Annotated in this window: 22 protein-coding genes; 14 read left to right on the top strand and 8 right to left on the bottom strand. The window is 49.9% G+C overall.

The genetic code is table 11. The features are described 5' to 3' along the window. The first annotated feature begins 30 nt into the window (after window positions 1–30). Complete coding sequence (locus MPF33_10030; GenBank protein ID MCI2415558.1) at window positions 31–726, top strand: hypothetical protein; 696 nt, start codon at window positions 31–33, stop codon at window positions 724–726. Next, the gene (panB, locus tag MPF33_10025) at window positions 614–1,402 is read left to right on the top strand and encodes a 3-methyl-2-oxobutanoate hydroxymethyltransferase (protein ID MCI2415557.1); all 789 of its coding nucleotides are present in this window, start codon (window positions 614–616) and stop codon (window positions 1,400–1,402) included. The genes MPF33_10030 and panB overlap by 113 nt, the downstream gene beginning before the upstream one ends. Here the strand turns inward: panB and MPF33_10020 are convergent. After that, the gene (locus tag MPF33_10020) at window positions 1,381–2,172 is read right to left on the bottom strand and encodes a phosphopantothenate/pantothenate synthetase (protein MCI2415556.1); all 792 of its coding nucleotides are present in this window, start codon (window positions 2,170–2,172) and stop codon (window positions 1,381–1,383) included. The two genes, panB and MPF33_10020, sit on opposite strands and share 22 nt — an antisense overlap. Beyond that, window positions 2,127–2,873, bottom strand: a complete 747-nt coding sequence (locus tag MPF33_10015; protein MCI2415555.1) for a GHMP kinase — start codon at window positions 2,871–2,873, stop codon at window positions 2,127–2,129. The genes MPF33_10020 and MPF33_10015 overlap by 46 nt, the downstream gene beginning before the upstream one ends. A 60-nt stretch (window positions 2,874–2,933) precedes the next feature. Here MPF33_10015 and MPF33_10010 point away from each other — a divergent pair, with 60 nt between their 5' ends. Further along, complete coding sequence (locus tag MPF33_10010; GenBank protein MCI2415554.1) at window positions 2,934–5,183, top strand: FAD-binding protein; 2,250 nt, start codon at window positions 2,934–2,936, stop codon at window positions 5,181–5,183. Here MPF33_10010 and MPF33_10005 read toward each other — a convergent pair. Then, on the bottom strand, window positions 5,180–5,584 hold the full coding sequence (locus MPF33_10005) for a hypothetical protein (protein ID MCI2415553.1): 405 nt from the start codon (window positions 5,582–5,584) through the stop codon (window positions 5,180–5,182). The genes MPF33_10010 and MPF33_10005 overlap by 4 nt on opposite strands. 36 nt (window positions 5,585–5,620) lie before the next feature. Between MPF33_10005 and MPF33_10000 the strand changes: the two genes are divergently transcribed. The 10 genes from MPF33_10000 (at window position 5,621) to MPF33_09955 (ending at window position 17,590) form a co-directional block, all read left to right on the top strand. After that, on the top strand, window positions 5,621–6,328 hold the full coding sequence (locus MPF33_10000; protein MCI2415552.1) for a MoaD family protein: 708 nt from the start codon (window positions 5,621–5,623) through the stop codon (window positions 6,326–6,328). 34 nt (window positions 6,329–6,362) lie between these two features. Continuing rightward, window positions 6,363–7,637 (top strand): PfkB family carbohydrate kinase, encoded by a 1,275-nt coding sequence (locus MPF33_09995; protein ID MCI2415551.1) that lies wholly within the window; start codon window positions 6,363–6,365, stop codon window positions 7,635–7,637. A 2-nt stretch (window positions 7,638–7,639) separates the two neighbouring features. Then, on the top strand, window positions 7,640–8,170 hold the full coding sequence (locus MPF33_09990) for an HD family hydrolase (protein MCI2415550.1): 531 nt from the start codon (window positions 7,640–7,642) through the stop codon (window positions 8,168–8,170). Between the two features lie 43 nt (window positions 8,171–8,213). Next, window positions 8,214–8,732 carry an inorganic diphosphatase gene (gene ppa, locus MPF33_09985; protein MCI2415549.1) on the top strand — a complete coding sequence of 173 codons (519 nt, stop codon included), beginning with the start codon at window positions 8,214–8,216 and terminating at the stop codon, window positions 8,730–8,732. After that, window positions 8,729–9,997, top strand: coding sequence for a glycosyltransferase family 2 protein (locus MPF33_09980; protein ID MCI2415548.1), 1,269 nt, complete (start codon window positions 8,729–8,731; stop codon window positions 9,995–9,997). Before ppa ends, MPF33_09980 begins: the two co-directional genes overlap by 4 nt. 88 nt (window positions 9,998–10,085) lie before the next feature. Further along, window positions 10,086–11,693: a DUF87 domain-containing protein gene (locus MPF33_09975; GenBank protein ID MCI2415547.1), complete on the top strand. Its 1,608-nt coding sequence runs from the start codon at window positions 10,086–10,088 to the stop codon at window positions 11,691–11,693. Beyond that, complete coding sequence (locus MPF33_09970) at window positions 11,693–14,746, top strand: hypothetical protein (GenBank protein MCI2415546.1); 3,054 nt, start codon at window positions 11,693–11,695, stop codon at window positions 14,744–14,746. Before MPF33_09975 ends, MPF33_09970 begins: the two co-directional genes overlap by 1 nt. Further along, the gene (locus MPF33_09965; protein MCI2415545.1) at window positions 14,721–15,392 is read left to right on the top strand and encodes a hypothetical protein; all 672 of its coding nucleotides are present in this window, start codon (window positions 14,721–14,723) and stop codon (window positions 15,390–15,392) included. Before MPF33_09970 ends, MPF33_09965 begins: the two co-directional genes overlap by 26 nt. Beyond that, window positions 15,389–16,444 carry a DNA double-strand break repair nuclease NurA gene (locus tag MPF33_09960; GenBank protein MCI2415544.1) on the top strand — a complete coding sequence of 352 codons (1,056 nt, stop codon included), beginning with the start codon at window positions 15,389–15,391 and terminating at the stop codon, window positions 16,442–16,444. The genes MPF33_09965 and MPF33_09960 overlap by 4 nt, the downstream gene beginning before the upstream one ends. Before the next feature lie 57 nt (window positions 16,445–16,501). Then, window positions 16,502–17,590 (top strand): RsmB/NOP family class I SAM-dependent RNA methyltransferase, encoded by a 1,089-nt coding sequence (locus tag MPF33_09955; protein MCI2415543.1) that lies wholly within the window; start codon window positions 16,502–16,504, stop codon window positions 17,588–17,590. Here MPF33_09955 and MPF33_09950 read toward each other — a convergent pair whose 3' ends face one another. Genes MPF33_09950 through MPF33_09935 form a run of 4 tightly spaced genes read right to left on the bottom strand, consistent with a single transcriptional unit; the run spans window position 17,591 to window position 20,272 of the window. Beyond that, a complete protein-coding gene (locus MPF33_09950) occupies window positions 17,591–18,793 on the bottom strand; it encodes a glycosyltransferase (GenBank protein MCI2415542.1) in 1,203 nt (400 codons plus the stop codon). Beyond that, window positions 18,790–19,446 carry a DUF5752 family protein gene (locus MPF33_09945; protein ID MCI2415541.1) on the bottom strand — a complete coding sequence of 219 codons (657 nt, stop codon included), beginning with the start codon at window positions 19,444–19,446 and terminating at the stop codon, window positions 18,790–18,792. The genes MPF33_09950 and MPF33_09945 overlap by 4 nt, the downstream gene beginning before the upstream one ends. Window positions 19,447–19,502: 56 nt before the next feature. Continuing rightward, window positions 19,503–19,877 carry a hypothetical protein gene (locus MPF33_09940; protein ID MCI2415540.1) on the bottom strand — a complete coding sequence of 125 codons (375 nt, stop codon included), beginning with the start codon at window positions 19,875–19,877 and terminating at the stop codon, window positions 19,503–19,505. A 38-nt stretch (window positions 19,878–19,915) separates the two neighbouring features. Continuing rightward, window positions 19,916–20,272, bottom strand: a complete 357-nt coding sequence (locus MPF33_09935) for a hypothetical protein (GenBank protein ID MCI2415539.1) — start codon at window positions 20,270–20,272, stop codon at window positions 19,916–19,918. A gap of 104 nt (window positions 20,273–20,376) precedes the next feature. Here MPF33_09935 and MPF33_09930 point away from each other — a divergent pair, with 104 nt between their 5' ends. Then, window positions 20,377–20,604, top strand: coding sequence for an Rdx family protein (locus MPF33_09930; GenBank protein ID MCI2415538.1), 228 nt, complete (start codon window positions 20,377–20,379; stop codon window positions 20,602–20,604). 6 nt (window positions 20,605–20,610) lie between these two features. On the opposite strand, the gene MPF33_09925 is transcribed toward MPF33_09930, so the two are convergent. Further along, window positions 20,611–21,039 (bottom strand): cbb3-type cytochrome c oxidase subunit I (locus MPF33_09925; GenBank protein MCI2415537.1); only part of this gene is annotated, 429 nt, incomplete at its 5' end.

The following is a 21,039-nucleotide window of genomic DNA, read 5'->3' as shown; positions in this document are numbered from 1 at the left end:
TTTATTGTAGTTTTAGTATAATATAATCCTTTGGCAAGATTACACTTAGTGTTAGGCGGAGTTAGGGACAGGACAATAGAGGCGTTAACGAAGTACGGCGAGAAGTCAAAGGCCGTGTTGAGGGTAGCCTTGAGCATCTACGACCATAACGGGGAGAGCGAGCTAGGGCACTTCGACTACAAGACGTTGTACTCAGAGCTCCAGTCCCTTGGTTACTCCTGGGATCCAAAGATGATACTGAGGGCTTTGGAGAGGGACTTCGGCATAATCGAGACGTCGTATAAGTCGTCTAACCAGCACTGGTGGAAGTTCATAGACGCCGAGGAAGTGAGGAGCGCGTTAGAGGAGGGGGAAGAAGATCCAGAAGTGAAGCTGGTAAAGATACAAGCGAACAGCTTGGACATAGAGGGCATGGAAAAGAGGCTGGAGTTCATGCTGAAAAAGCCTAGGATTACAGACGTTGACAGGGCGTTGTTCAGGAGGTTAGCCTTTGAGGACTTGAGGTTAGCCATAGAGGTCTACAGGAAGGCTGAGATGTACGAGGAGACGCAGTACATTGCTAACAGGATAAGGAGAGTTTTAAGCTTGGCCGACAAAGTCTCATTGAGGTTAAATGGCAAAGGTCACGATAAGGGACTTCTTAAAGAGAAAGGGGAAGGGCAAGCTGACTATGCTGACGGCCTACGACTACTCGACAGCGAGGATATTGGCAAAAAGCAAGCTTGACGGCATCCTAGTGGGAGACTCCCTCGGCATGACCATGTTGGGCTACCCCTCTACGCTACCTGTAACAATGAGGGACGTCGTCCATCACCTTAAAGCAGTCGTAAACGCCAGGCCAGAGCAACTGATAGTTGCAGATATGCCCTTCCTCTCATACGAGCACTCCGTAAAGGAGGCAGTAAAGAACGCCGGTACGTTAGCTAGGAACGGAGCCGACGCTGTTAAGTTAGAGGGAGGGAAGGAGATCTTAAAGACCGTGAGGAGGATAGTTGAGGCTGGAATACCGGTCATGGGGCACATAGGCCTCACTCCGCAGAGGTACCTAAGGATCGGAGGCTACAGGGTGATAAAGGATAGAGAAAGACTTCTAGAAGACGCTAAGGCGTTGGAGGAAGCTGGCGTCTTCTCCATTGTACTGGAGAACGTTTACTCCGACATAGCAGAGGAAGTCACAAAGGCAGTTAGTGTTCCTATCATATGCATAGGCGCTGGGCCTCACTGCGACGGACAAGTGCTCGTAATACATGACTTGTTGGGGCTAAGCGAGTTTACGCCGTACTTCGCCAGGAGATACCTTAACCTGAGCGAGGAGATCTTGAAAGCTGTTAACGCTTACGTGGATGACGTAAACTTAGGCAGGTTCCCCGGAAAGGAGAACTACAAGTCCTCCGAGAGCTGAATCAACCTCGAGGAAATGAACTTCAGCGACTCGGATAGGTTTTTCCTGTTGTCGAACTGGTCGATCAACTTCTTAATCTCTTCCCTGCTTACCTCCTTCATTTCCCTTGCAAACCTTATCATGTTGGGGAACGCTCTTATCACGTTGTCTACTATGGTTACGGTAGCTGAAAGCGAAGTCCTAGAGAGGGGGTTCAGGTCTATTGCTATTACCTTCTTCCCCATGTTAACTAGAGCTTGTGTCCTGTCCCCGTCCTCCATCGCCAAGAGGACTACGTCTGCAGAGTATATCCCATCCTTGCTAACTTTCCTCCTTTCGCTGAAGAGCTCCGGTATCGTTGCGTCTCCCTCGGTGAGCACCTTTTCCGCTCCGTTTTCCTCTAATTCCTTGGCGATGGCTTTGACCCTCTCCACGCTCCTGTAGAACAAGTTCACCTCCACCTTTGCGTTAACTTCCCCAGCTAGTTCCACTATCTCCTTCGGCACTAGGGCTGCCATGTTTCCGTTTACCGATATTACTGGGTTCTTGGCCAAAAGCAACATAGCTACGGCAACTTTCTCTGCGACCTCTGCGAAGGGCTGGGTCTTCTCCCCTACTAGGTAGTCGAAGCACTCGCCCCTACCGTGGGCGATTAGGCCTTGAGGTACCAAGATTTCCTTCTCTAAGGCTTCAACTAGCTTCTCCCTGACTATCAAGGACTCCCTCCTTGGGTGGTTTTCTGGGATTAGCCCACGTAGGCTCCACGCATCGCTGGAACGTGGCTTATCCATCCGCTCTCACTTGGATTTCCGAGTTTGACTATTAATCCTTTTTTCCTGAAGGAATCGCTGTACTCAGAGTGGAAGCCGAGCTCCTCGTTAAACCTCCTGGACATCTCAAAGAACTTCCTGAGAGTCCTGTCCTCAAGGAACTCTTGGATCAAGGCCTTTGCGATTTCAAGTGGCCTAATTATCCCCTTGGTTGGCATCCTTTCAAGGGGTTTTGAGTACACTTCCTGCCACTCAACTTCCACCAGCTCTACCTCTCCATGGCCCGGTGCGCCGGGCTTTTTCCTGAACACTAGTCCTCCACCGTAGTACTGTGATATGACGTCCCCCAAGCCGTTATTAAAAAGTACTTCGCTCTCGTGCGCGGTCTCTAAAGCGACCCTTTCGCTGACGTTGTATACCTCGCTTGCCCCCAGCGCATAGGCCAGGCTAATGGATCCACTTAGCCCATATCCGTAACCTAGGGGGACTTTAGCTTCTCCTTCTACCCTTAAGTCTCCCAGTCTCTTAAGGACAGCAACGTTGGGGAAATCTATCTTAATCCCATTAAATACAATCACGGGAGTGTCGGACTTCTTAACCTCAAAGACGCTATATGGCTTCAGCACAAGGGTTAGTCCTATTGACCCGGTCTTGCTTACAATTTCCGACTTTATTGGATACCAAATTCCTGAAATACTTACTGGAATATGAAGAAGTACCATTTATTCGATTTTTGGCAAAACCTTTTATTATTTTTATCCCCTAATGCATGGTGAGGACAGTTGTTACTAGACGCGTCGATCTTTAGCAGGGCTATTACGTCCTTTGATGTGTCGTCCCTGAAGAAGTTCATGGTCGAAGGGGGGGAGGTGATAGTCGGCAGAGGTACGTCTTTGGACGGTAGCTTACTGAGATATTTGAACCCCAAGTACGTGAGCGCTAGGAATAGGCTGGAGGACGGATCAGTTTTCTCAATCCTCGAGAGGGGGAACATATACGCAAAGGCTAGGGTAGCTCCCGGTGCCACCTTTGAGGAGCTCTTTAACTCGTTGATCAAGGAGGGCTATTACCCTGCCCTCTTCCCCCTCTACCCTAAGGGCACTGTCGGGGGGTTCATTGCCACAAACGGTTCAGGGTTCGGGAGCTACAAGTTCGGGTTCGTGAGGTACAAGAAGGCAGTCCACGAAAACGGAGAGAAGGGGTCTATCGTCACTTTAGTCAAGTACGATGAGGTAATAGAGGTATCCCAAGAGGAGAAGCTCTCGTGGTCTAGCCTCATAATTGACGGTACCAAGAGATACTTCGTCCCCTCAATTTACTCCTCCCTTGTTAGCGGGAAATCTGTCGACGTAAAGGAGCTCGTCAAGGAGATGTTTGTGGCTTCCTATAGGTTAGTGAAGAAGGACTACGCGCCCATCTGCTTGAGGGCGACAGACCCATCCCTTTTTAACGGCTTCCCCGGGGAGCTCGTCATCGGGTATGAGGTCAACTTCAACAGCCCAGACAAGTACACGGTGATGTGTGGTTCAGTTAAGGCGGACGAGTTAGAGGAGGTCTTCAACTTCCTCAGGAAGAACCCCGGCGTCTTTCCATTCCCCAACTTGAGGGACTATGACGACCTTCAAAAGCACATACTAAGCAAGTACAAGAGAGGAGTCAAGGTACCTAAGCACGCAGAGTTCATTAGGGACGAGTACATAGACGCTACGCGTTGCGTGAACTGCTCACTGTGCCTCGACTCTTGCCTGGCGTATAAGACCGCCAAGAACGTCTTTTACTCCGCCATGGGTAGGCTAAACAGGCTCGTCACCGGAGAAACTGTATTTGAGGCGTGTTTCGGCTGTAAGCAATGCGAGGACGTGTGCCCAGAGGGCATAAAGATCTCCAGGATCACTGAGGTTCTTCCGAGGCTCGGGTCGAGCTTCACTGTGTCCATCTCGTTGGAGGGCTCTTCTTTGAGGGCGAAGGAAGTGGAGAAACAGCTAGAAGACAAGTTCAGAAGCTATCCGAGGTTCCTCCTCTTCGTAGGCTGTTCGGCGAAGTACGATCCCGTGGGTCTGGAGGGATTCTTGAAATTCTTAATGGAAAACGGCAACAAGATACCCACCTCTCCCAGAGTGAAGCTGGTCGACGGCATATGTTGCGGCTTTGACAAATACATTAGCGGCGACGTGGAGGGGGCTAGGAGGGATGTTCAGAGAATCTTGGAGCTAAAGAAGACGAACGGGGCTGAAGGAGTATACTTCCTTTGCCCAGAGGGGCTTTACGTATACAACACGTTAAGCGGAGAAAAGGGATATTTTGCCTTCGAGGTAATAAAGCCCTTCATAAATGATCCAATACACGCTGGCTGTTGGGCTAGGAAACTGGGAATTGAGGGTCAAGACAAGGAGTGCGCAGGGCTCTTCCTCACGTCCTATAAAGGGGAGCAAGTCCACACTAGGCAAAAGAACGTACTAACAATATGTCCCTTCTCCACTTGGAAGTTCGGGACGAGGTCGGTTTACAGCAAGTTCTACTCAGCAGAGGCTAGCAAGGTTAGGGCAATTGCAGGGGAAACCGTCACAGTGTCTGACACCGTCATGGTGGAGATAATTGTTAACGCTATAAGGGAAGCCTCCTTGAGAAGCGTTGACGAAATAGCGAGTAAGGTAGACCTCTGGAAGGTAGGAGGAAGGAACTACTTCGTTCTTGTCGTAATACCCATCGTGAGGAAGGAGTTCATGGGCCTCTTGAGGGCAAAATTAGCAGATGACGCCAACGTGGTAAAATTCTTGAAGGTCGTGGTAGGCGATCAGATTCTACTCAACGAGAAGGTGTCAAAGTACGTTGACGCGGTGAGGTCTTACGACGTAGAGCCAATAGTGAGGGAAATAGTTCAAAGGGTGAGCACTTCGAGGAATTTGGCTTTTGAGAACAAGGACGTTGTGGAAGGTCAGAGCTTTTCGGAGGCCATAAGGGACGTGCTAAAGAACGTTGTGACCACGTCTACGTTACAGACTATACTCGTAGAGGTAGCTACTGCCTCCTAGACAAGCTTGTACTCCTTGCTTTCAGCGTCGTAGTACACTAGCCCGTTATTTTTTAGGAAGGTGAAGAGGAGCCTTAACCTCTTAGGCATCTCGTCCTCTACCCTCTCCCCCATCTTCATATAAAGCTTTAAGAGGTCCATGGTGTCCTTAAACGTCACGAGGTAGTTGGATGAGTCCAACTTCATGACGAAGAGGTTGGGGTGAGTGTTCTGGTTTACCCTTCTATTTGTCACTATGTAGGTCTTTTCCAGTATTACCTCGCAGAGGCTCTCCTCCTTTTCCCTCTTCTCCTTCATCAGAGTCCTCAGCAGGAACTCTATCTCGTCGAGCTTCCTCATTAGAGAGTTCCTTGGAGGCTCCTCTGCCTCTATGAAATCAAATATTTTATCGTCTTCTTCCATGTATAATAAGGGCTTTATCGGAAGGGAGTGTGCAGGATGAAAGTTAAGTTAAAGTACTTCGCCTTTATGTCGGATCTCACAGGGAAAAAGGAGGAGGAGTGGGAGACTAGCTGTACTGACGTTAACTGCCTCGTGGCTGAGCTCTCGGGGAAGTACGGTAGCGCTTTCCTCAATTACGTGAAGAACGGCATAGGAGGCATAAAGGTCGCCGTCTTAGTCAATGGTGTCGCCAATGTGTCCATTTTGAAAAACGGCGACGAAGTGGCCTTCCTGCCCCCACCGTCTGGAGGAGAGCTCGTCAAGGGGAAGTTCAACTTCCTTGAAGAGATCAGGAAGTTCAGGGAGGAGGCCCCTCCAGAGGCTGGCTCGTTGGTGGTATACTTGGGCTTCGTTAAGGGGGTTGTAGAGTCCCACAAGGTCTACGAGCTCGACTACGAGGCCTACGAGGATTACACGGTCAATAGGATAAGGGAAATAGAGGAGGCAATAAAGGAGAAGTACAAGGACGTAGCAAAGGTAAAGATAATCCACGCAATCGACAAGATGAAGCCCGGGGACGACGTGATCCTAATAATGGTAATGGGGAAGGGGAGGAAGGACGCCATAAGCGCCGTAGGCGAGGCCATAGAGTTGGTGAAGCATACTACTGGTATATGGAAGCTGGAGGTTAGGGACGACGGTCAGTTCTGGGTTGTAGCTGGAAATACGAGGGTGAAGAGGGACGAAAAAGCCGGTAGCCCTTAGCGTAGCTGGGCTGGACACTGGCGGAGGGGCTGGGGTGGAGACTGACGTAAAGGTCTTCGAGCTCCTCCAAGTCCACGGCATAATGGCTGTCACAGCCATAACTGTCCAGAGTACAAGGGGGATAAAGGAAGTGTACCCGGTGTCCCCTGAACAGCTGGCCTCCCAAATAGGCTGGCTCAAGGAGGACTTTGACTTCAGATACGCCAAGCTAGGCATGGTGTACAACTCGGGACAGTTCAAGGTGGTGAGCGAGGAGCTCTCAGATAAGAGGCTCGTTGTGGATACAGTAATATACGCAAAGGACGGCACACAGCTGATAAAGGACTTGGAGGACTACAAGAGGTTCATTCTGAGAAAGGCTTTCATCGTTACTCCAAATGCCTTGGAGGCTTCAATGCTCACGGGCATTAAGGTGGAGAGCTTGAGGGACCAAGAGGTAGTAGCGAGGGCACTCCACGAGATGTTCAGCGTACCGTATGTTGTGGTTAAGGGAGGCCACGTAAAGGGTGAGCACAGCTTTGACGTGGTCTTCGACGGAAAGGAGTTCTACGAGGTCGGATACCCAAGGATCGAGCAGAAGAACACCCACGGCACTGGCTCAGTCTTCGCCTCTGCCATCACTGCCGAGCTAACCAAGGGAAATGACGTGCGTTCTGCCGTAGAAGTAGCAAGGAGGCTACTGCAAGGATCCATACTCTACGGTCTAGAGGTAGGCAAAGGGATAGGGCCCGTTGACCCCTATTTCCTCCTGAAGGACTCCATGAAATACAAGGTTCTGGAGGAGATGAGGGAGTTTGGGGACTTCGTTGAGGGCCTCGAGTGCTTCTGGAAGCTCATCCCTGAAGTGCAGTCGAACTTCTCTCATTCCGTACCGCCCGAGTACGTAAGAGGGCTCGAAGACATTGCGACATTCAGGGGGAGGATAGTCAGGACGTGGGATAGAAAGGTAAAGGTAGGTTACCCAGCGGTCTTTGGTTACCCGACGCACACCGCAAGGCTTCTCTTCTCCCTTACTTCCATGGGAGTTAAGGCTGAGTCACTGATAAACATTAGGTACGACGAGAGGGCAATCCAGTTGTTGAGGAATTTGGGATACGAGGCCGTGGAGGTAAACAGAGAGTTAGAGCCTCAACACGGTGAGGGGAAGACTATGCAATGGATAGTGGAACACGTCGTTGAGAACTACGGCAAGGTACCTAACGTCATATACGACAGGGGAATGAAGGGCAAGGAGGCCATGATAAGGTTCTGGACAAGTGGAGTAGAGGAGATGAAAAACTCTTTAGAGTACCTCTGCAGAGAGTTGTAACCATGCAACTGGAGAGGCTGTTAACGGCGTGTAAGAACTTGGCTAGGACTGGCTGGATGCAAAGGGGCGTACCCCCCTCGATGGCTGAGACCGTGTCTTCCCACAGCTTCGAGGCGTCCGTACTTGCCTACGCAATTTCCCTTAAGTTGTGGGAAAGGGGAGTCGAGGTAAATCCGGACCACGCTGCCGTACTTGCCCTCTTCCATGACGTAGGAGAGAGCGTACTTGGCGACCTCCCAAAGTGGGCTAGCAGGAGGGTTGACAAGAGCCAAGCCGAGCTTGAGGCCTACAGGGAGCTGGGCATAGGGGAGGAGCTTTTCAAGGAGTACAAGGAGAGGAATACCCTGGAGGCAAAGGTAGCCAGACTATCTGACAGGCTGTCAACGGTGGTGCAAGCTAATAGGTACGCGAAGTTGGGCTTCGACGTTAGGGAGATAGCTGAGAGCTATCTCAAAGAGATCGACGAGATGCTGTCCAGCCATCCCTTTGATCTAGTGAAGGACTTCGTCCAGAGCCTCATACGTATCCAGTGAATAAAACATAAAAGTCTCGTTGTAGAGTCAATTATGACCCTTTATGAAAGTTGGTCCAGGGAAAAACGCACCAGACGTGGTAAACGTATTTATAGAGATACCAATGGGCTCCAACATAAAGTACGAATTTGACGACGAGGAAGAAGTGGTAAAGGTTGACAGGGTACTCTACACCTCCATGGTCTACCCCTTCAACTACGGATTTATACCGGGTACGTTGAGCGAGGACGGCGACCCCATAGATGTGCTAGTTTTGAGTAACTACCCGTTCTACCCGGGCACGGTGATAGAGGCAAGACCCATAGGCATGCTCTACATGAGGGACGAGGAAGGAGAGGACGAGAAGGTTATTGCAGTGCCAAAGGACAAGGTAGACCCTACCTTTTCCAACATAAGGGACATCATGGACTTGCCCCAAGCCATTAAAGACAAGATAAACCACTTCTTTGACCACTACAAGGAGCTAGAGCCAGGCAAGTGGGTAAAGACGTCAGGATGGGGGACGGCCTCGGTAGCAAAGGAAAAAATTAAGGCAGCGATTGAGAGGAAAAACAAAGGATGAATTTCTTTTTAACGCTCTTGTTGCTCGTTTCGTCGGTTTTCTCTTCTACTTGGCTTATCCTTCAAGGGATCTACTACACTGACGAGGAAAAGGTAAGTAAAGGAGAGGAAAGGAAGGAGAAGATAAGCGTCATAGTGGCAATAAAGGACGAGGAGGTCGAGACGGTCAAGGGCCTTGTGGACAACTTGTCCAAGTTGGACTACGAGGACTACGAAGTAATAATAGTCTCTGACGACAGCGAGGAGAGGTTTAGGGAACTCCTTTCCATTCCCATGCCAGAAAACTTCAGGCTGGTCAGGAGGGAGAGGCCAAAGGGAAGGAAGGCAGGGGCCCTCAACTACGGAGTCCAGCTAAGCAAGGGCGAGTATTTGGTGTTCCTAGATGCAGAGGCGAGGGTCGAGAGAGACTTCCTGAGGGAAGTAGCAAGATTGGCAAACTACGACGCTATTGCCCTTAGGCTAGTCGTGAGGAATAGAGAAGGGTTGGGCAAAATCTACTCTAGGATGACTGACTTCTCAATGGCGTCGTTGTTCAGGGGGAGGGAAAGGAGGGGGCTGTTCGTTTTTCCCAATGGCTCGGCCTTCGGCATAAGGAAGTCCGTCCTCCTAGCCTTGGGAGGTTGGAAAGAGGGAGCGGTCACGGAGGACCTTGAAATGGGGATAAGGCTAGCGTTAAACGGGGTTCAAGTGAAGTACTTTGATAGGCCCACGGTGTCGGTGCTCTCGCCCTTTACCTACTACGACCTTTACGCGCAAGTTAAGAGGTGGGCCTATGGTTCAGGGGAGCTGTTCCTAGAGGGACTTAAGCTCTTAAGGAGGGGGATCAGGGGTCTAGAGGGCTTCCTATACGTAGTCCAGTGGGGCATCTATTCGTTCTTCCCCCTCTCGCTAGTCTTAGTCTCCCTGTTCCCCGAGAGCGTTTCACTACCCTGGTACTTGCTATCACTAGCTATCTACGGGGTCTCGCTGGCGTTTTACTATGGGAGGTCTATGGAGGGCTCTGGGGAGATAGACTTGAGCAGTGTGTTGGTGGTCTTTGCCTCGATGGTGGGTTTTGCACAAGGGACAAGTAGGCTAAAGTTTGACTGGAGGGTGACGCCAAAGGTGGCCGTAAAGGAGAAGGTACCTACGTCGCTGCAAGTGTTGAAGTACTTAGTGTTCCTCTTGGCCTTATACGACTCGTTTGAGGGGGATTACCTAAGCTTTCTCATAATGCTGGGCCTCTCTCTAGCCCTCTTTGAACTTACCTCCAAGAAGACCTCGTGAGAAGTTTGTCTCCAGTCTTTTAGGAGTCTGGGCTTTTAACCTCCATGAGATCGCTCCTTTTTAAGTCAATTTGCGAAAGAGAGGATACATGCTAGAAGGAGGGAAAACAGTAGGCATCGTCCTACAGAAGGGGGAGTCCAACTCCGTCAGCGCCATCATAGACCCCTCGGTGGAGGTGTCCAGCGGTAGGCTCTTTGTGGTGAAGGACGGAGGAAAGGTCTCGCTCTGTAGGCTCGACAGCTTCGAGTACATAAACGAGTTTTACGACGAGAAAATACCCATACTTAGGTCGATGATAACGGAGGAGGAGTCTTTTGAACTGCTGAACATGAACACCGTTATAAAGGCCTCGCTCAGCATAATCAAGAGGTACAATCACTCCTCTTCACCGATGCCAGGCTCGTTAGTTAAGCTCCTCCCGGAGATAAGAGACGAGAAGGGGCTAATGGAGTTTTACGGCGTAAACGACTTGACGGGACACGTAAAGTACGGGCTCCTTGCAGGTTCCGACATTCCCTTGTTACTGGACCTCAATTCAATAACCATGCACGTAGGCATCTTTGGCGAGACCGGGAGCGGGAAGAGCTATAACATGAGGTACTTAATTTCGACCCTCTCGAACTTGGAGATAAGGGGAAAGAAGACTGCTATACCCTTGATAGTCATAGACGCCAACGGGGACTACGCCGACTTTGCAGACCAGAACTACTCTCTGGTCAGGGGAGGAAGGAACTTCGTTAGGAAGTTCGTGATCAGAGACCCCTTGACGAGGAACGAGGCAAGGCTTACCATAGACCTGTCCCTTTTCACGCCTAAGGACTTAGCCGACTTCATAATTTCCCTCAAGTTCAGCGGAGAAACCACAAACTCGCTCCAGAGCAACCTCTTGGAATTCGTCCTCTCAAGGCATGATGTAAAGGAATACAACCTCATCTTGGGGACTGAGCAGGGCGTTGAAATGCTCGAAAAGGAGCTGTCAGACCCATCGCTGAAGGACTCGGGGTTCAACTACAGCACTGTTAGGGCAGTGATTAGCGCCCTCGAGATATTCAAGAACAGGCTAGTGCAGAAGTATAAGTTAATAGATAACTCTTCCAGCTTCAACGAGTCCACACTCGAGTTGCTCTGGAAAAACAAGGGCCTACTCATCGTAGACTTCTCGGCAGATGGGTCCCCAGGAGTTGACATAGCTACGAAGCAACTAATTGTGAGCTATATCGCGAGGTCCCTCTTGAACTACTTGACCAAGGCAAAGTACTCAGGGAACCAGAAGCTCATAGGCTTCGTTATAGAGGAGGCACAGAATTATATACCCTCAAATGATTACCCCGTGAACGCTAGCATTACAAAGGACATCCTAGTCACCTTAGCGACGCAGGGAAGGAAGTTCGGCCTTTCCCTCTTCCTCGTCAGTCAGAGGCCGGCCTTCGTGGACAAGTACGTGCTCTCCATGCTGAACACCTTCTTCTTCCACAGGATATACCACGAGGATCTACGCTACGTGATGTCTGCCAGCGGTGGTCTGCCTGAATCCTTGGCCAAGGCTATACCCTCCCAGGATACAGGGTACGTGATCGTCAACGGCCTCATGTCGGCGTTGAAGGTACCCGCACTGGTGAGAATACCTTGGGATCCTAAGTTGGGGTCATACGCTGGTTCCTTGGAAAGAGTTGATAGAGTACTACTAGAAGACTAATGAGTAAAATGTGCCAGTTTAGGCTTAGTGAGACTTCAGCTGACCCCGAAAGCATATTCAAGCTCTACAAGTGCGTGGTCTCCAAGACCAAGCACATTGATAGGCTCAGGTTCTTTAGGCAGATAGGTGAGGAGATAGCGAGGGTTAAATCGCCGAGGGAGAGTCCCGAAATTATAGCTCTGGTCGCGGACTGGGGGCAGGGTAAGACGACCTTCCTGAGCATAGTAAGCGAGGCCCTAAATGAGGCGGGAAAGAGGTTTGCTAAGCTCAACTTCGTGGACGTCTTGAACAACTTGAAGAGTCTCGAGGAGGTTAAGCTCAACGATGTAGTGCTAATAGACGAGGTAGAGACTGCTATAGACTTTGCCACCACAAAGTACTCCGATCAGATTAAGGACTTCTGGCTTTTCGTCAAGGGGCTGGCCAACTCCAAGGGGAACAAGGTGGTCTACTTGTCCATGACCCCCAGCGCCTACTCAAAGCTCTTCTCCAGCGTTCTACCATCAATGTTCCCAGAGACGTACTACTCCCTCCTCCAAAGGGTGAAGCGGGTGGTTATAGGTACACCGACTAAGCTGGAGTTCTTGGCAATGATGAGTTGCCTTCTGGACTTCAACAATGCCAACAACGACGTCTTGAAGTGGATGGACTTGCCCTTCTGGACCATAACCCCCGAGAGGAGGAGGTACGCAAAGTTCTTCAACGATGTGGTCTGTAACTCCTACGCCTTCGAGGACCAAGCTGAGTTCATCTTTAAGGGTGTGCTTGAGTCAAAGTGGCTTAACGAAGAAGAGGAGACCATAAGGGTTCAGAACCTCTTGAAGGTGGAAGAGGGGCTGGACACAGAGGAGGTGTCCAAGTTCCACAAGAGCTTGATGGCGAGGATCTTCGACGGCAGCCTCTTGGTGGGAAGGCTATCCCCACACGTGATAAAGGGCTTCACTGTGAGCTACGACTCTTGGAGGGAGGTAATGGGGGACAGTAACCTCGACGACTTCCTCCTCCTATATAACCCTGGGAAGGACTTCGACTCAAGCCTATTGGTCTTCGTGTCAGAGGACCTGGACAAGGTAGTACAGGAGGGCGTTAAAAGGGAGGAGATGAAGAAGGCGGTGGAGAGGCTCTTGATCAGGAAGAGGGGAGAGGCATTTGCCTACGGCTGGAACTTCTTCGAGAGCCTTGTAAACACAAACGTCGGCAACTACGTCGTGGAGTTTAAGTCCAGGGAGGTCAAGGAGAGGGCGATCAAGTTCGTCAACGAGAACTTATTGAGCGTAGAAAAGGAGCTAGACGGAGTGATCTCCTTGGTCAAGTTACTGAGCGGCGACGTCGAGGAGACGAGGGTCAGCGACAGGTTGAGGGTGCTTAAGTGGGGCAACCAAGAGAGGAAGTTCACAGTTGCCCTGGCTAAAGTCCTAAACCAGTCAGACTTCGAGTCTCTCATGTCGTTTCTTGATCACAGGGAAGATGTTTTCTTGGACGGGCTTATACTGGTTTCAAGCGACTACATAAACGCAAAGGACGTCTCTAAGGCAATAATTGAGAAATGCGATAGGCTCTCGATCACTTTGACAGTTCTGGACTTGCCGACCCCCGTTAAGAGGCAGTTGCTATACTTACTTTACTACTTCCTTAACAGAGGTTCAGCGGAACTAAAGGAGGACAGAGTGGACTTGAGGCTAGGGGACGTGAAGAGGCAGATTCAAGAGCTGAGTGAAGAAGTGAGGAAAAAGGTGGAAGTGAGGCTACTGCCCGTAGCTAAGGGCAACAAGAGGCCTATCCAGTCCTTGAACTGGGTTATCTTTAACTACGAGGTCTATCCAGAGAAGGTGTCCTCAACGTTCTCCAAGGTAAACGAGCTAGTCAACGAGAAGTTCAGGATCTTTGGCTCTAAGCAGTTCAAGCTTGAGGACATAGAGACGGAGGAGTCATTAAGGGAGATCGTTGACTACTTGGCGGAGAACGGGATTGTCAACTCCTCTAACGGGGTAATAAACTACGAGGAGTTGGCTGGGAGCTACCTAAAGGAGTTCGCCAAGACCCTCTCTGGGTACTTGAGGCAGAGGTACGGAGAAAAGGTAGAGGAAGTGGTAGTGGACTACATCCTCTCCCTCGCTAAGCTGAAGGAGAGGGGACAGCTGAATTTAAGCAAGGTCTTTGACCCAAGGAGGTCTTCCTCGGTCGAGTTCCTGCTCTACGCGTCCCTGGCCACAGGGGAGATAGCTAGGCACTTGGACACGGGGAAGCTCAGGGAACTACTTGAGGGGAAGGCAAAGGAGGTATTGGAAAAGTTGAACTACGACGTGAGCTATGGTTACTTCATAACGGCAAAGGCTAGGGGTGCAGGGATAAGGAGCTTGAGCGAAATGAAAGAGTCCATGCTGAAGTTCAAGGAAAACGCGGAGAACGTCGTTAAGGGAGGAGACGTAAGGAACTACTTTAGGCTTTACTTTGCTTTCTTCAACCTCTACTCCTTGTACAAGGACTTCCTAGAGGAGACAGAGAGGGCAAGAAACAAGGTGTCCAAGATAAAGGAGGAAGTGGAGAAAAAGCTAGAGGTCATTAAGGAGGCGAAGAGGTTGGCGGGCGTCAGGGGAGAGGTAGAGGAAGAGGCGGAGTTCAGAGAATTGTTAAGGAGGTTAGACGAGAATCTCGATGCGCTCGTAAAGGAACTGAGCTCAGCCATACAGAAGGCCAACAACAAGGAGTTCGACGCCATCAGGAACTTGATAGAAATGGTCCAGAAGAACTTTCAGGACGAGAGCAACAACTTGTACCTCATAGTGTGGGAAATAGCAAAGATGAGCCTAGACAATTACCCTCTTATCTTTTCACAGTCCCTTAAGGAGACGTCCTTGTACGAACTCTACGTTAAGGCCTTAAGTCTTGGGGAAGGGCTAAGGAGACTAGAGGAATTGGTCAAGGAGGTAAATAGGCAGGATCCGAGCTTGAGGAAGTTAAAGGAGAACGTTAACAAGGAGAGAGAAGAGATACGCGAGGTATACTCAAGGCTTAAGGTGAAGTTGGATGAGATTGCAGGAGCTAATAAGTGAGCTAGAAAGGGTAAAGAACAGCTCCGACGTCAGGGCCCTCCAGGACGAGAAGGAGAGGTTGGACAAGGTTCTGACAAAGTTGAGGAAGGCTGAAGAGTTTGTGGGGAGGCTAAAGGCTAACTTGGAGGCTTGCAGGAGTTACAACTTTGAGGAAGTGAGCAGGGAAAGCGTGGGTATAATTGAGGCCCTAATTAACGTCCCAGACGACCCAGAGGCTTTAGGAGAGCTTGTGGAAGAGCTATTTGAGAGGAGCCAGAAATGCGTGGACACATTGAACCAGCTGAAGGAAAGGGTCCTAGCGGAGTACAAGAAAAGGGTGGAGGAGCTCAACAGGAAAATAATGGTATACGCCAGGATATTCAGGAATGTATTGAGGGAGGAAGTGGAGGTCGAAGCATTTGAGGTCAAAGACGATATCGAGGAGGCCAGGAAAGAGGTGGAAAGGGCTGAGGACATGGTCACACAGCTCAACAAGAGGCTGAAGGAGAAACTAGAGTCCTCTAACTTACCTCCTGAGTACGTGGACGTTCTAGTGGACATGGTAGACAAAGGGGAGGTAACCTTAACCAAGAGGAACAAGGAGAGGTTCATAAAGGTAGTAGAGTTCCTAGTAGAGATGGGAGTGCCAGTGAAGGTGAGGGTTTGAGGACAAAAGACGTCTTGGGAAGGATAGAGGCCCTAGCTAAGGAGGAGTCTGAGAAGCTTAGGAAGCTGAGCGCATCAGTTGAGATGCTGGCAGAGGATGTATACTACGGCAACGTGGAGCTTGAGTTCTTCAAAGTGGAGAAGGAGGAGAGGCCCCACTCGGCCTCCGCAGTTGACGGTAGTATGTACCAAGTGTACGTTGGCGACGTGTTCCTCATCATGGTCAGGGCGGTAAAGGTCTACGGTCATTTCGCCAACAAGAGGGAAGTACCACCTAAGGTAGTAGACGACTTCAGGGTTGTTGGAGACTACTACGGCTTAGACGCCGTGAAGAAGATGGCTATCACTCTGATGTTGAGCGTGGAGACTGGTCTAATGGAGGAAGAGGACACTGACGTCCTCTTCGTCGATGGGCCTCTAGTGGATCCACCGGTGTACAGCGACCAGATCTTTGGAAAGGAGGCCTTAGACCAGCTTATATCCAAGAGGAGCTCCATCTTCGATAGGAACCCCGACAAGTTCATAGGGGTGGTAAAGAGGTTCAGCCAGAGGTTCCTAGTGAACCTCGTAGGGAGCTATCCAAGGCTTGAAGACGCTACCGAGAGGTTCGTGGTAACTAGGCTCTTTGACAGTTTAAGGAAAAAGTACTCGATTCACCCTAAGGAGCCGGTGGCGCTGGGATGGATAGACTGGGACGAGGTTGTGTCAAGGGGAGTGACAGGGGACCTGGAGGGGACAAAAATGGCCTACCTAAAGTACAAGGAGATACTAGGTTACCCTATCCTCTCCGCCTACTATCAGCAAGATCAGATATCTCCCGTGAGCAGGATAGACGTCCTAGGGAAAGAGGGAAAGCGAAACCTAAGGTTCGTGCCCACGTGGGGAGCCAGCGGTTACCCTGAGGTAGTAATTCTGAACAAGATAGCTGACGACCTTTCCGAGATCAAGAAGATCGAGGCTGACGCTTACGCTAAGCTTTTGTTCTCGAAAATAAAGAGGAATTTTAGCCCTTCAGATATCGTGATGATGAGGAGATCACCAAATGATCAGTGAGTAGTCCTAGTCCAACTGAGTAAGTTTTTTATTTCCACTTAGAAGAAAACTGTTGGTTTGAGCGAAGTAAGGCTCTACGAACTTGCAATAAGGAACATACTGTTCCAGAAGATGAACCCAGAGAGGGCATTCGACGTTGCCTTCAAGAAGGCGAGGGCTGAGGGGAACAGGATGGAGCTTTACGTAAGGTTCCTAGACGTCTTAAAGTGCTTCCAGTACGTGAGCTACTTGTACCCTGAGCTCTCATTAAGAGAGGCGGTGGAGAAGTCCTTTGACTGCGAGCCAGACCCCCTTTTCTCATTCCCGGAGTGGGTGAAGGAGAGGCTTATTGCCCTCCTAGGGGAGGAGAGCCTGAGGGGTATATACAAGAGGTACCATTGGATAAGGGTGAACACACTAAAGGTGGACGTCGAGAAGGTGAGGAGGTCCCTGGAGAGGAAGGGGTTCTACCTAGAGGAGGACAACGAGTTTCCCTTCCTGTTCAAGGTGGAACCGTGGTATAAGGTGTCCAAGACCGAGGAGTTCTCCCAGGGATTAGTAATCCCCCAAGACAAGGCCTCCGTCATCTCAGTCAAGGTCCTGGACCCAAAGCCCTACGAGACCATAGTGGAGATTGGAGGGGCACCGGGAGTGAAGACTTCCTTGATCCAGCAGTTGACGGATAATAGGGCAAACGTGGTTTCAATAGATGTCTCCACTTCCAGGGTAGAGGTACAGAGGAAGCTGTTGGAGAGGTGGGGTGTCAGGAACGTGGAGTTATTAGTGGGCGACGGGGCTCACTTGCCCTTGAACAGGAGGGTGAAGGTGTTCATTGACGCCCCCTGTACCAACAGCGGTACCGTAAACGTAGACCCCTCCGTCTTCATGAGGCTTACCAAGGACGAGTTGATGTCCTTGGTCAGAGTACAGAGGATGATCCTGAGGGAGGCAATGAGATTTGGGTCTGATGTGGTTTACACAACATGTTCCCTTTTCCCGGAGGAGGGGGAAAAGGCTGTGGAGGAGTACCAAGATAAGTTGGTCAAGGTAAACGACGATCCTACCAAGTTCGGGTACAGGAAAAGCAAGGTTTGGCTTAGGGTGATCAGAACGTACCCTCACGTGCACGGGACGGAGGGCTTTTTCATAGCTAAGCTCTCTCCCTAGTCAAGGGTTTCCCCTCTTAGTCACGTGTGCCATCACCATTAAGTACTCCCTCATGTGCCTAGTTATCACGAAGTTGTTCCTGACGTGTTCCCTCGCGTTCTTCCCTATTTCCTCTGCTACCTTTGGGTTCCTTATGGTGTGTACAATGTAATGGGCAGCCCCTTCTACGCTGTCCACTAAGTAGCCAGTCATGTTGTGGATTATCTGCAAAGGTATCCCACCGGTCCTCCCACCTATTACTACCTTCCTCTTCCACATGGCCTCGCTCACCGTAAGGCCAAATCCCTCCTTTATGGACTTCTGCAAGACAACGCTTGCCCCGGTCTGGAAGGCGTTGATCTCGAGGTCGCTGTAGGGAGGTAACATGAGCAACTTCACGTCTTTCTCTCCTTCCGCTTCCTTTACTACCTTCTTGTATACCTCTTCCCCCTCAGGGTCGTCGGTGGCTGGGCTTCCCACGTAGGCAAACTGCATGTCGACGTGTCTCTTGGCTATCTTAAATGCCCTAATAGCGCCTATGGGGTCCTTTGCGTAGTCGAACCTAGATATTTGGACGATCAGGGGCTTGTCAAGATCTATGCCGTACTTGTAGAGAACCCTCCTCACAGTAACGGGAGGGATTGGCTTGTTTTTGACGCTTAACGGGTCTATTGAGGGAGGTATGACAAACTGCGGAGTCTCTACGTCGTCCCTGGCAAACACTGGGGCGGAGACTATCATGGCGTCGTATTTGGACACCTTTTCCTTGAGGAAGTTCCACACTGGAAGATAAGGGTTCGAGATGTCTATGTGGCACCTCCATATCCAGTTTCCCTTCTTCTTGAAGTCTATTAGCCCAAGGGGCTGTGGGTCGTGTATCATGACGATGTCGTAGTCCAGCGGTATTTCCCCAGCGTTTACCTCCTGCCACTTCTCGTATGTCTTAAAGGCATTCTCTGGGAGACTCCCCACGCCATTCTGCAGTGAGTTGTGGAAGGACTTTGTGACCTTAAAGAACTCGTTATCTCCCCTTATAACCTTCCAGTCTACGTTTAGCCCAAGCTCCTTCATCAACGGTACCATCCTGTTCAGGATCTCCGCGACTCCCCCTCCAGCTTTGGTGGAATTTACGTGGAGTATGGAGAGATCCTTTAGCTTCTCCGCTATCCTGAACAAGGCGTCTATTTCGGCCTCTCCAACGATTTCGGAGTACTTCTCTATCAACTCAACAGCCACCTCTCTAGAACCTTCAGGAGATCTCCCCTGAATTTCTCTTCGTCTGTATAGGTCTGTGGGTCGAGCTTCGATAGCTCGTTTGCCAGTTCGGTTAGCCCAAAGTTACTCTCCAACCAGTTGCTGAAATCGTTCCTGGTTTTCTCACCTATAACCCTCTTGTAAACGAAGTGGTAAAAGATCGACCTGACAGGAACTGTAGCTACAGCATCCAAAAACTCCGCTAACGTCTTTACCTCAACTCCGGTGTAGTAGACCACTGGAACGCAACTCATGAAAATGAATGGGTATTCCCCAACCCTGTTTGTTACTCCATAGGTCTTGAGCACCTCCAATATTTCCCTCCTAATGTCCTCCACGTTTAGCGGTTCAGCCCCTGGCAGGTCTGCCAGTATCTCCGCTAGCTCCTCGTCGTGAAGGGAATCCCTAGCCCAGAAGGCAAAGTCGTTAGGTAGGTCCTCAGGTACTGCGTGCGACGAGAGCATAGGGTGAAAGACGTGGTAGAATATGGAGTGTCTGTCTGCAATTGGCACCTTGTCGTACAACTCTTCAAGGGAGTTGGCCTTTAGCTTGGCGTACTTGGGTGGGTAGTAAGCAGAATAGAACTTGAAAGAAATCCCTTTTCCTACAGTGTCTAGATCCATGAAAATCAAAAATTCTCTTATTATTTTTACGTTAAAAACCCTTATAGTTTTTTCAATCACACGTGTAGTAAGCTATGCCCAACTCCAAGCAGAAGGACTACAATGAAATCGACTATGATAAGCATTACGGCTGACAACACTGCTATTCCCAATGCTCCCAGCCACCCTACGTTGAACACAGTCTTGAATGCCCACAGTATACCTATGAAACCAATTATTTGTGGAATGATACCTTTAAGAAAAAACGACGAAATGCCGTAGAGTACGGCGTATACAACCAAAGCTGCTAGGGTAGCTAGGAAGGCCTTGGAAAGCGTAGAGTCCCTAGTAAAGAACTTGGAAGTGAAGTATACGACTATAGAAATCAGTATCCAAGATAGGACGAAGAGAAGAACATCCGCAATGGTAATACCAACTGGAGTATGGGGCATCTGCTTCCCGTACCATTTAAGGGTTCAGAGTAAAAAAATCATTCCTCTGGGTACGCCTCAGCGTACATCTCTTCTACTAGCTCGTCAACGGCGCCCTTCTTTAGCTCTTCTAAGTTCTCGAGGACTTCCTTTAGTGTGTTATACTCCGTGGGAATGTATTTGATCGCTCCCTGTGACATCATGTAGGAACCTGGACATAGGAACTGCCTCTTGACCACTATGGCCTCAGCTCCCAAGTCTAGTATCACGCTCATTGCTGCCTCCTTGCTGACTCCCTTTGCGGGGTTCTCGTACTGCTCCACTTCCCTCTTCTCGTCGTCTATCACGGCTATTATGTCTGCCTCGTCTAGGGGCTTTAGCACTTGGTTCTGGTCATATGTGGCTACGATTCTCATGTTCTCCCTTCACATAAGTAGTCTCCATTTAAATAATCTTTCTTCAATTGACTTCTTTCATTTTCATAAGAAACATTTAAATTATAATTCCAAAAACAGCCGTTATGAAGACCGTAAAGATAGTGTACTGTAGACCTTGTGGCTATTTGGATAGGGCACTGAGCCTCGCGAGGGACTTGTTGACTTACTTCGAGGACGTGAAGGTGGAACTGGAACAGGGCAAAAACGGTATCTTCGATGTCTACCTAAACGAATCCAAAATATTCTCCCGTTACGGGGAGAGGAGGTTTCCGGAAAACGAGGAAATACTCAAAAAAATTGCATCATCTTAACTTTTTTTATTTTCTAGTAAATACCTTCACCAAGTTTAGCCTTTCCCCTATTTTCCCTATGTCTGCCGTTATCTCCTTGGGGACCTCCAGTTGCATTGCCACAGTGCTTATTACTTCGCCAACAGAGAGCCCTTCAAGCCTTGTAGTCCTTCCCTTAAGTAAGGTTATCACTAGGTTTCCTAGCCAGAGCAGGGTAGCCACGTCAGCTATTACTGCCCCTGCAGAGGCCACAAGTTCTCCTATTACGTATACAGGAGTTAGGGGGAATATCTCAGCCCTCCTGACTAGTCCAGATATTCCAAGGTAGTCGAAGCCCACCACTACCATTGCTGTGCCCACCATGTAGCCCACTAGGTGTATCCAACCTAGCTTGTTGGAGTACCACATCCTTTCCGTGAGCATTGGGACCATGTAGTAGAGCGTTGCGAAGCCAGC

The sequence above is a fragment of the Candidatus Aramenus sp. CH1 genome (genome assembly GCA_022678445.1).
Lineage (GTDB): Archaea > Thermoproteota > Thermoprotei_A > Sulfolobales > Sulfolobaceae > Aramenus.
Note: the sequence above shows the minus strand (reverse complement) of the source record. Positions and strands in the feature narration are given on the sequence as shown.

Coding starts and splice junctions, on each gene's coding strand:
- panB (MCI2415557.1), top strand. CDS start 614: ATGGCAAAGGTCACGATAAGGGACTTCTTAAAGAGAAAGGGGAAGGGC.
- MPF33_10020 (MCI2415556.1), bottom strand. CDS start 2,172: ATGGATAAGCCACGTTCCAGCGATGCGTGGAGCCTACGTGGGCTAATC.
- MPF33_10015 (MCI2415555.1), bottom strand. CDS start 2,873: ATGGTACTTCTTCATATTCCAGTAAGTATTTCAGGAATTTGGTATCCA.
- MPF33_10005 (MCI2415553.1), bottom strand. CDS start 5,584: ATGGAAGAAGACGATAAAATATTTGATTTCATAGAGGCAGAGGAGCCT.
- MPF33_10000 (MCI2415552.1), top strand. CDS start 5,621: ATGAAAGTTAAGTTAAAGTACTTCGCCTTTATGTCGGATCTCACAGGG.
- MPF33_09990 (MCI2415550.1), top strand. CDS start 7,640: ATGCAACTGGAGAGGCTGTTAACGGCGTGTAAGAACTTGGCTAGGACT.
- ppa (MCI2415549.1), top strand. CDS start 8,214: ATGAAAGTTGGTCCAGGGAAAAACGCACCAGACGTGGTAAACGTATTT.
- MPF33_09980 (MCI2415548.1), top strand. CDS start 8,729: ATGAATTTCTTTTTAACGCTCTTGTTGCTCGTTTCGTCGGTTTTCTCT.
- MPF33_09975 (MCI2415547.1), top strand. CDS start 10,086: ATGCTAGAAGGAGGGAAAACAGTAGGCATCGTCCTACAGAAGGGGGAG.
- MPF33_09970 (MCI2415546.1), top strand. CDS start 11,693: ATGAGTAAAATGTGCCAGTTTAGGCTTAGTGAGACTTCAGCTGACCCC.
- MPF33_09965 (MCI2415545.1), top strand. CDS start 14,721: ATGAGATTGCAGGAGCTAATAAGTGAGCTAGAAAGGGTAAAGAACAGC.
- MPF33_09945 (MCI2415541.1), bottom strand. CDS start 19,446: ATGGATCTAGACACTGTAGGAAAAGGGATTTCTTTCAAGTTCTATTCT.
- MPF33_09940 (MCI2415540.1), bottom strand. CDS start 19,877: ATGCCCCATACTCCAGTTGGTATTACCATTGCGGATGTTCTTCTCTTC.
- MPF33_09935 (MCI2415539.1), bottom strand. CDS start 20,272: ATGAGAATCGTAGCCACATATGACCAGAACCAAGTGCTAAAGCCCCTA.
- MPF33_09930 (MCI2415538.1), top strand. CDS start 20,377: ATGAAGACCGTAAAGATAGTGTACTGTAGACCTTGTGGCTATTTGGAT.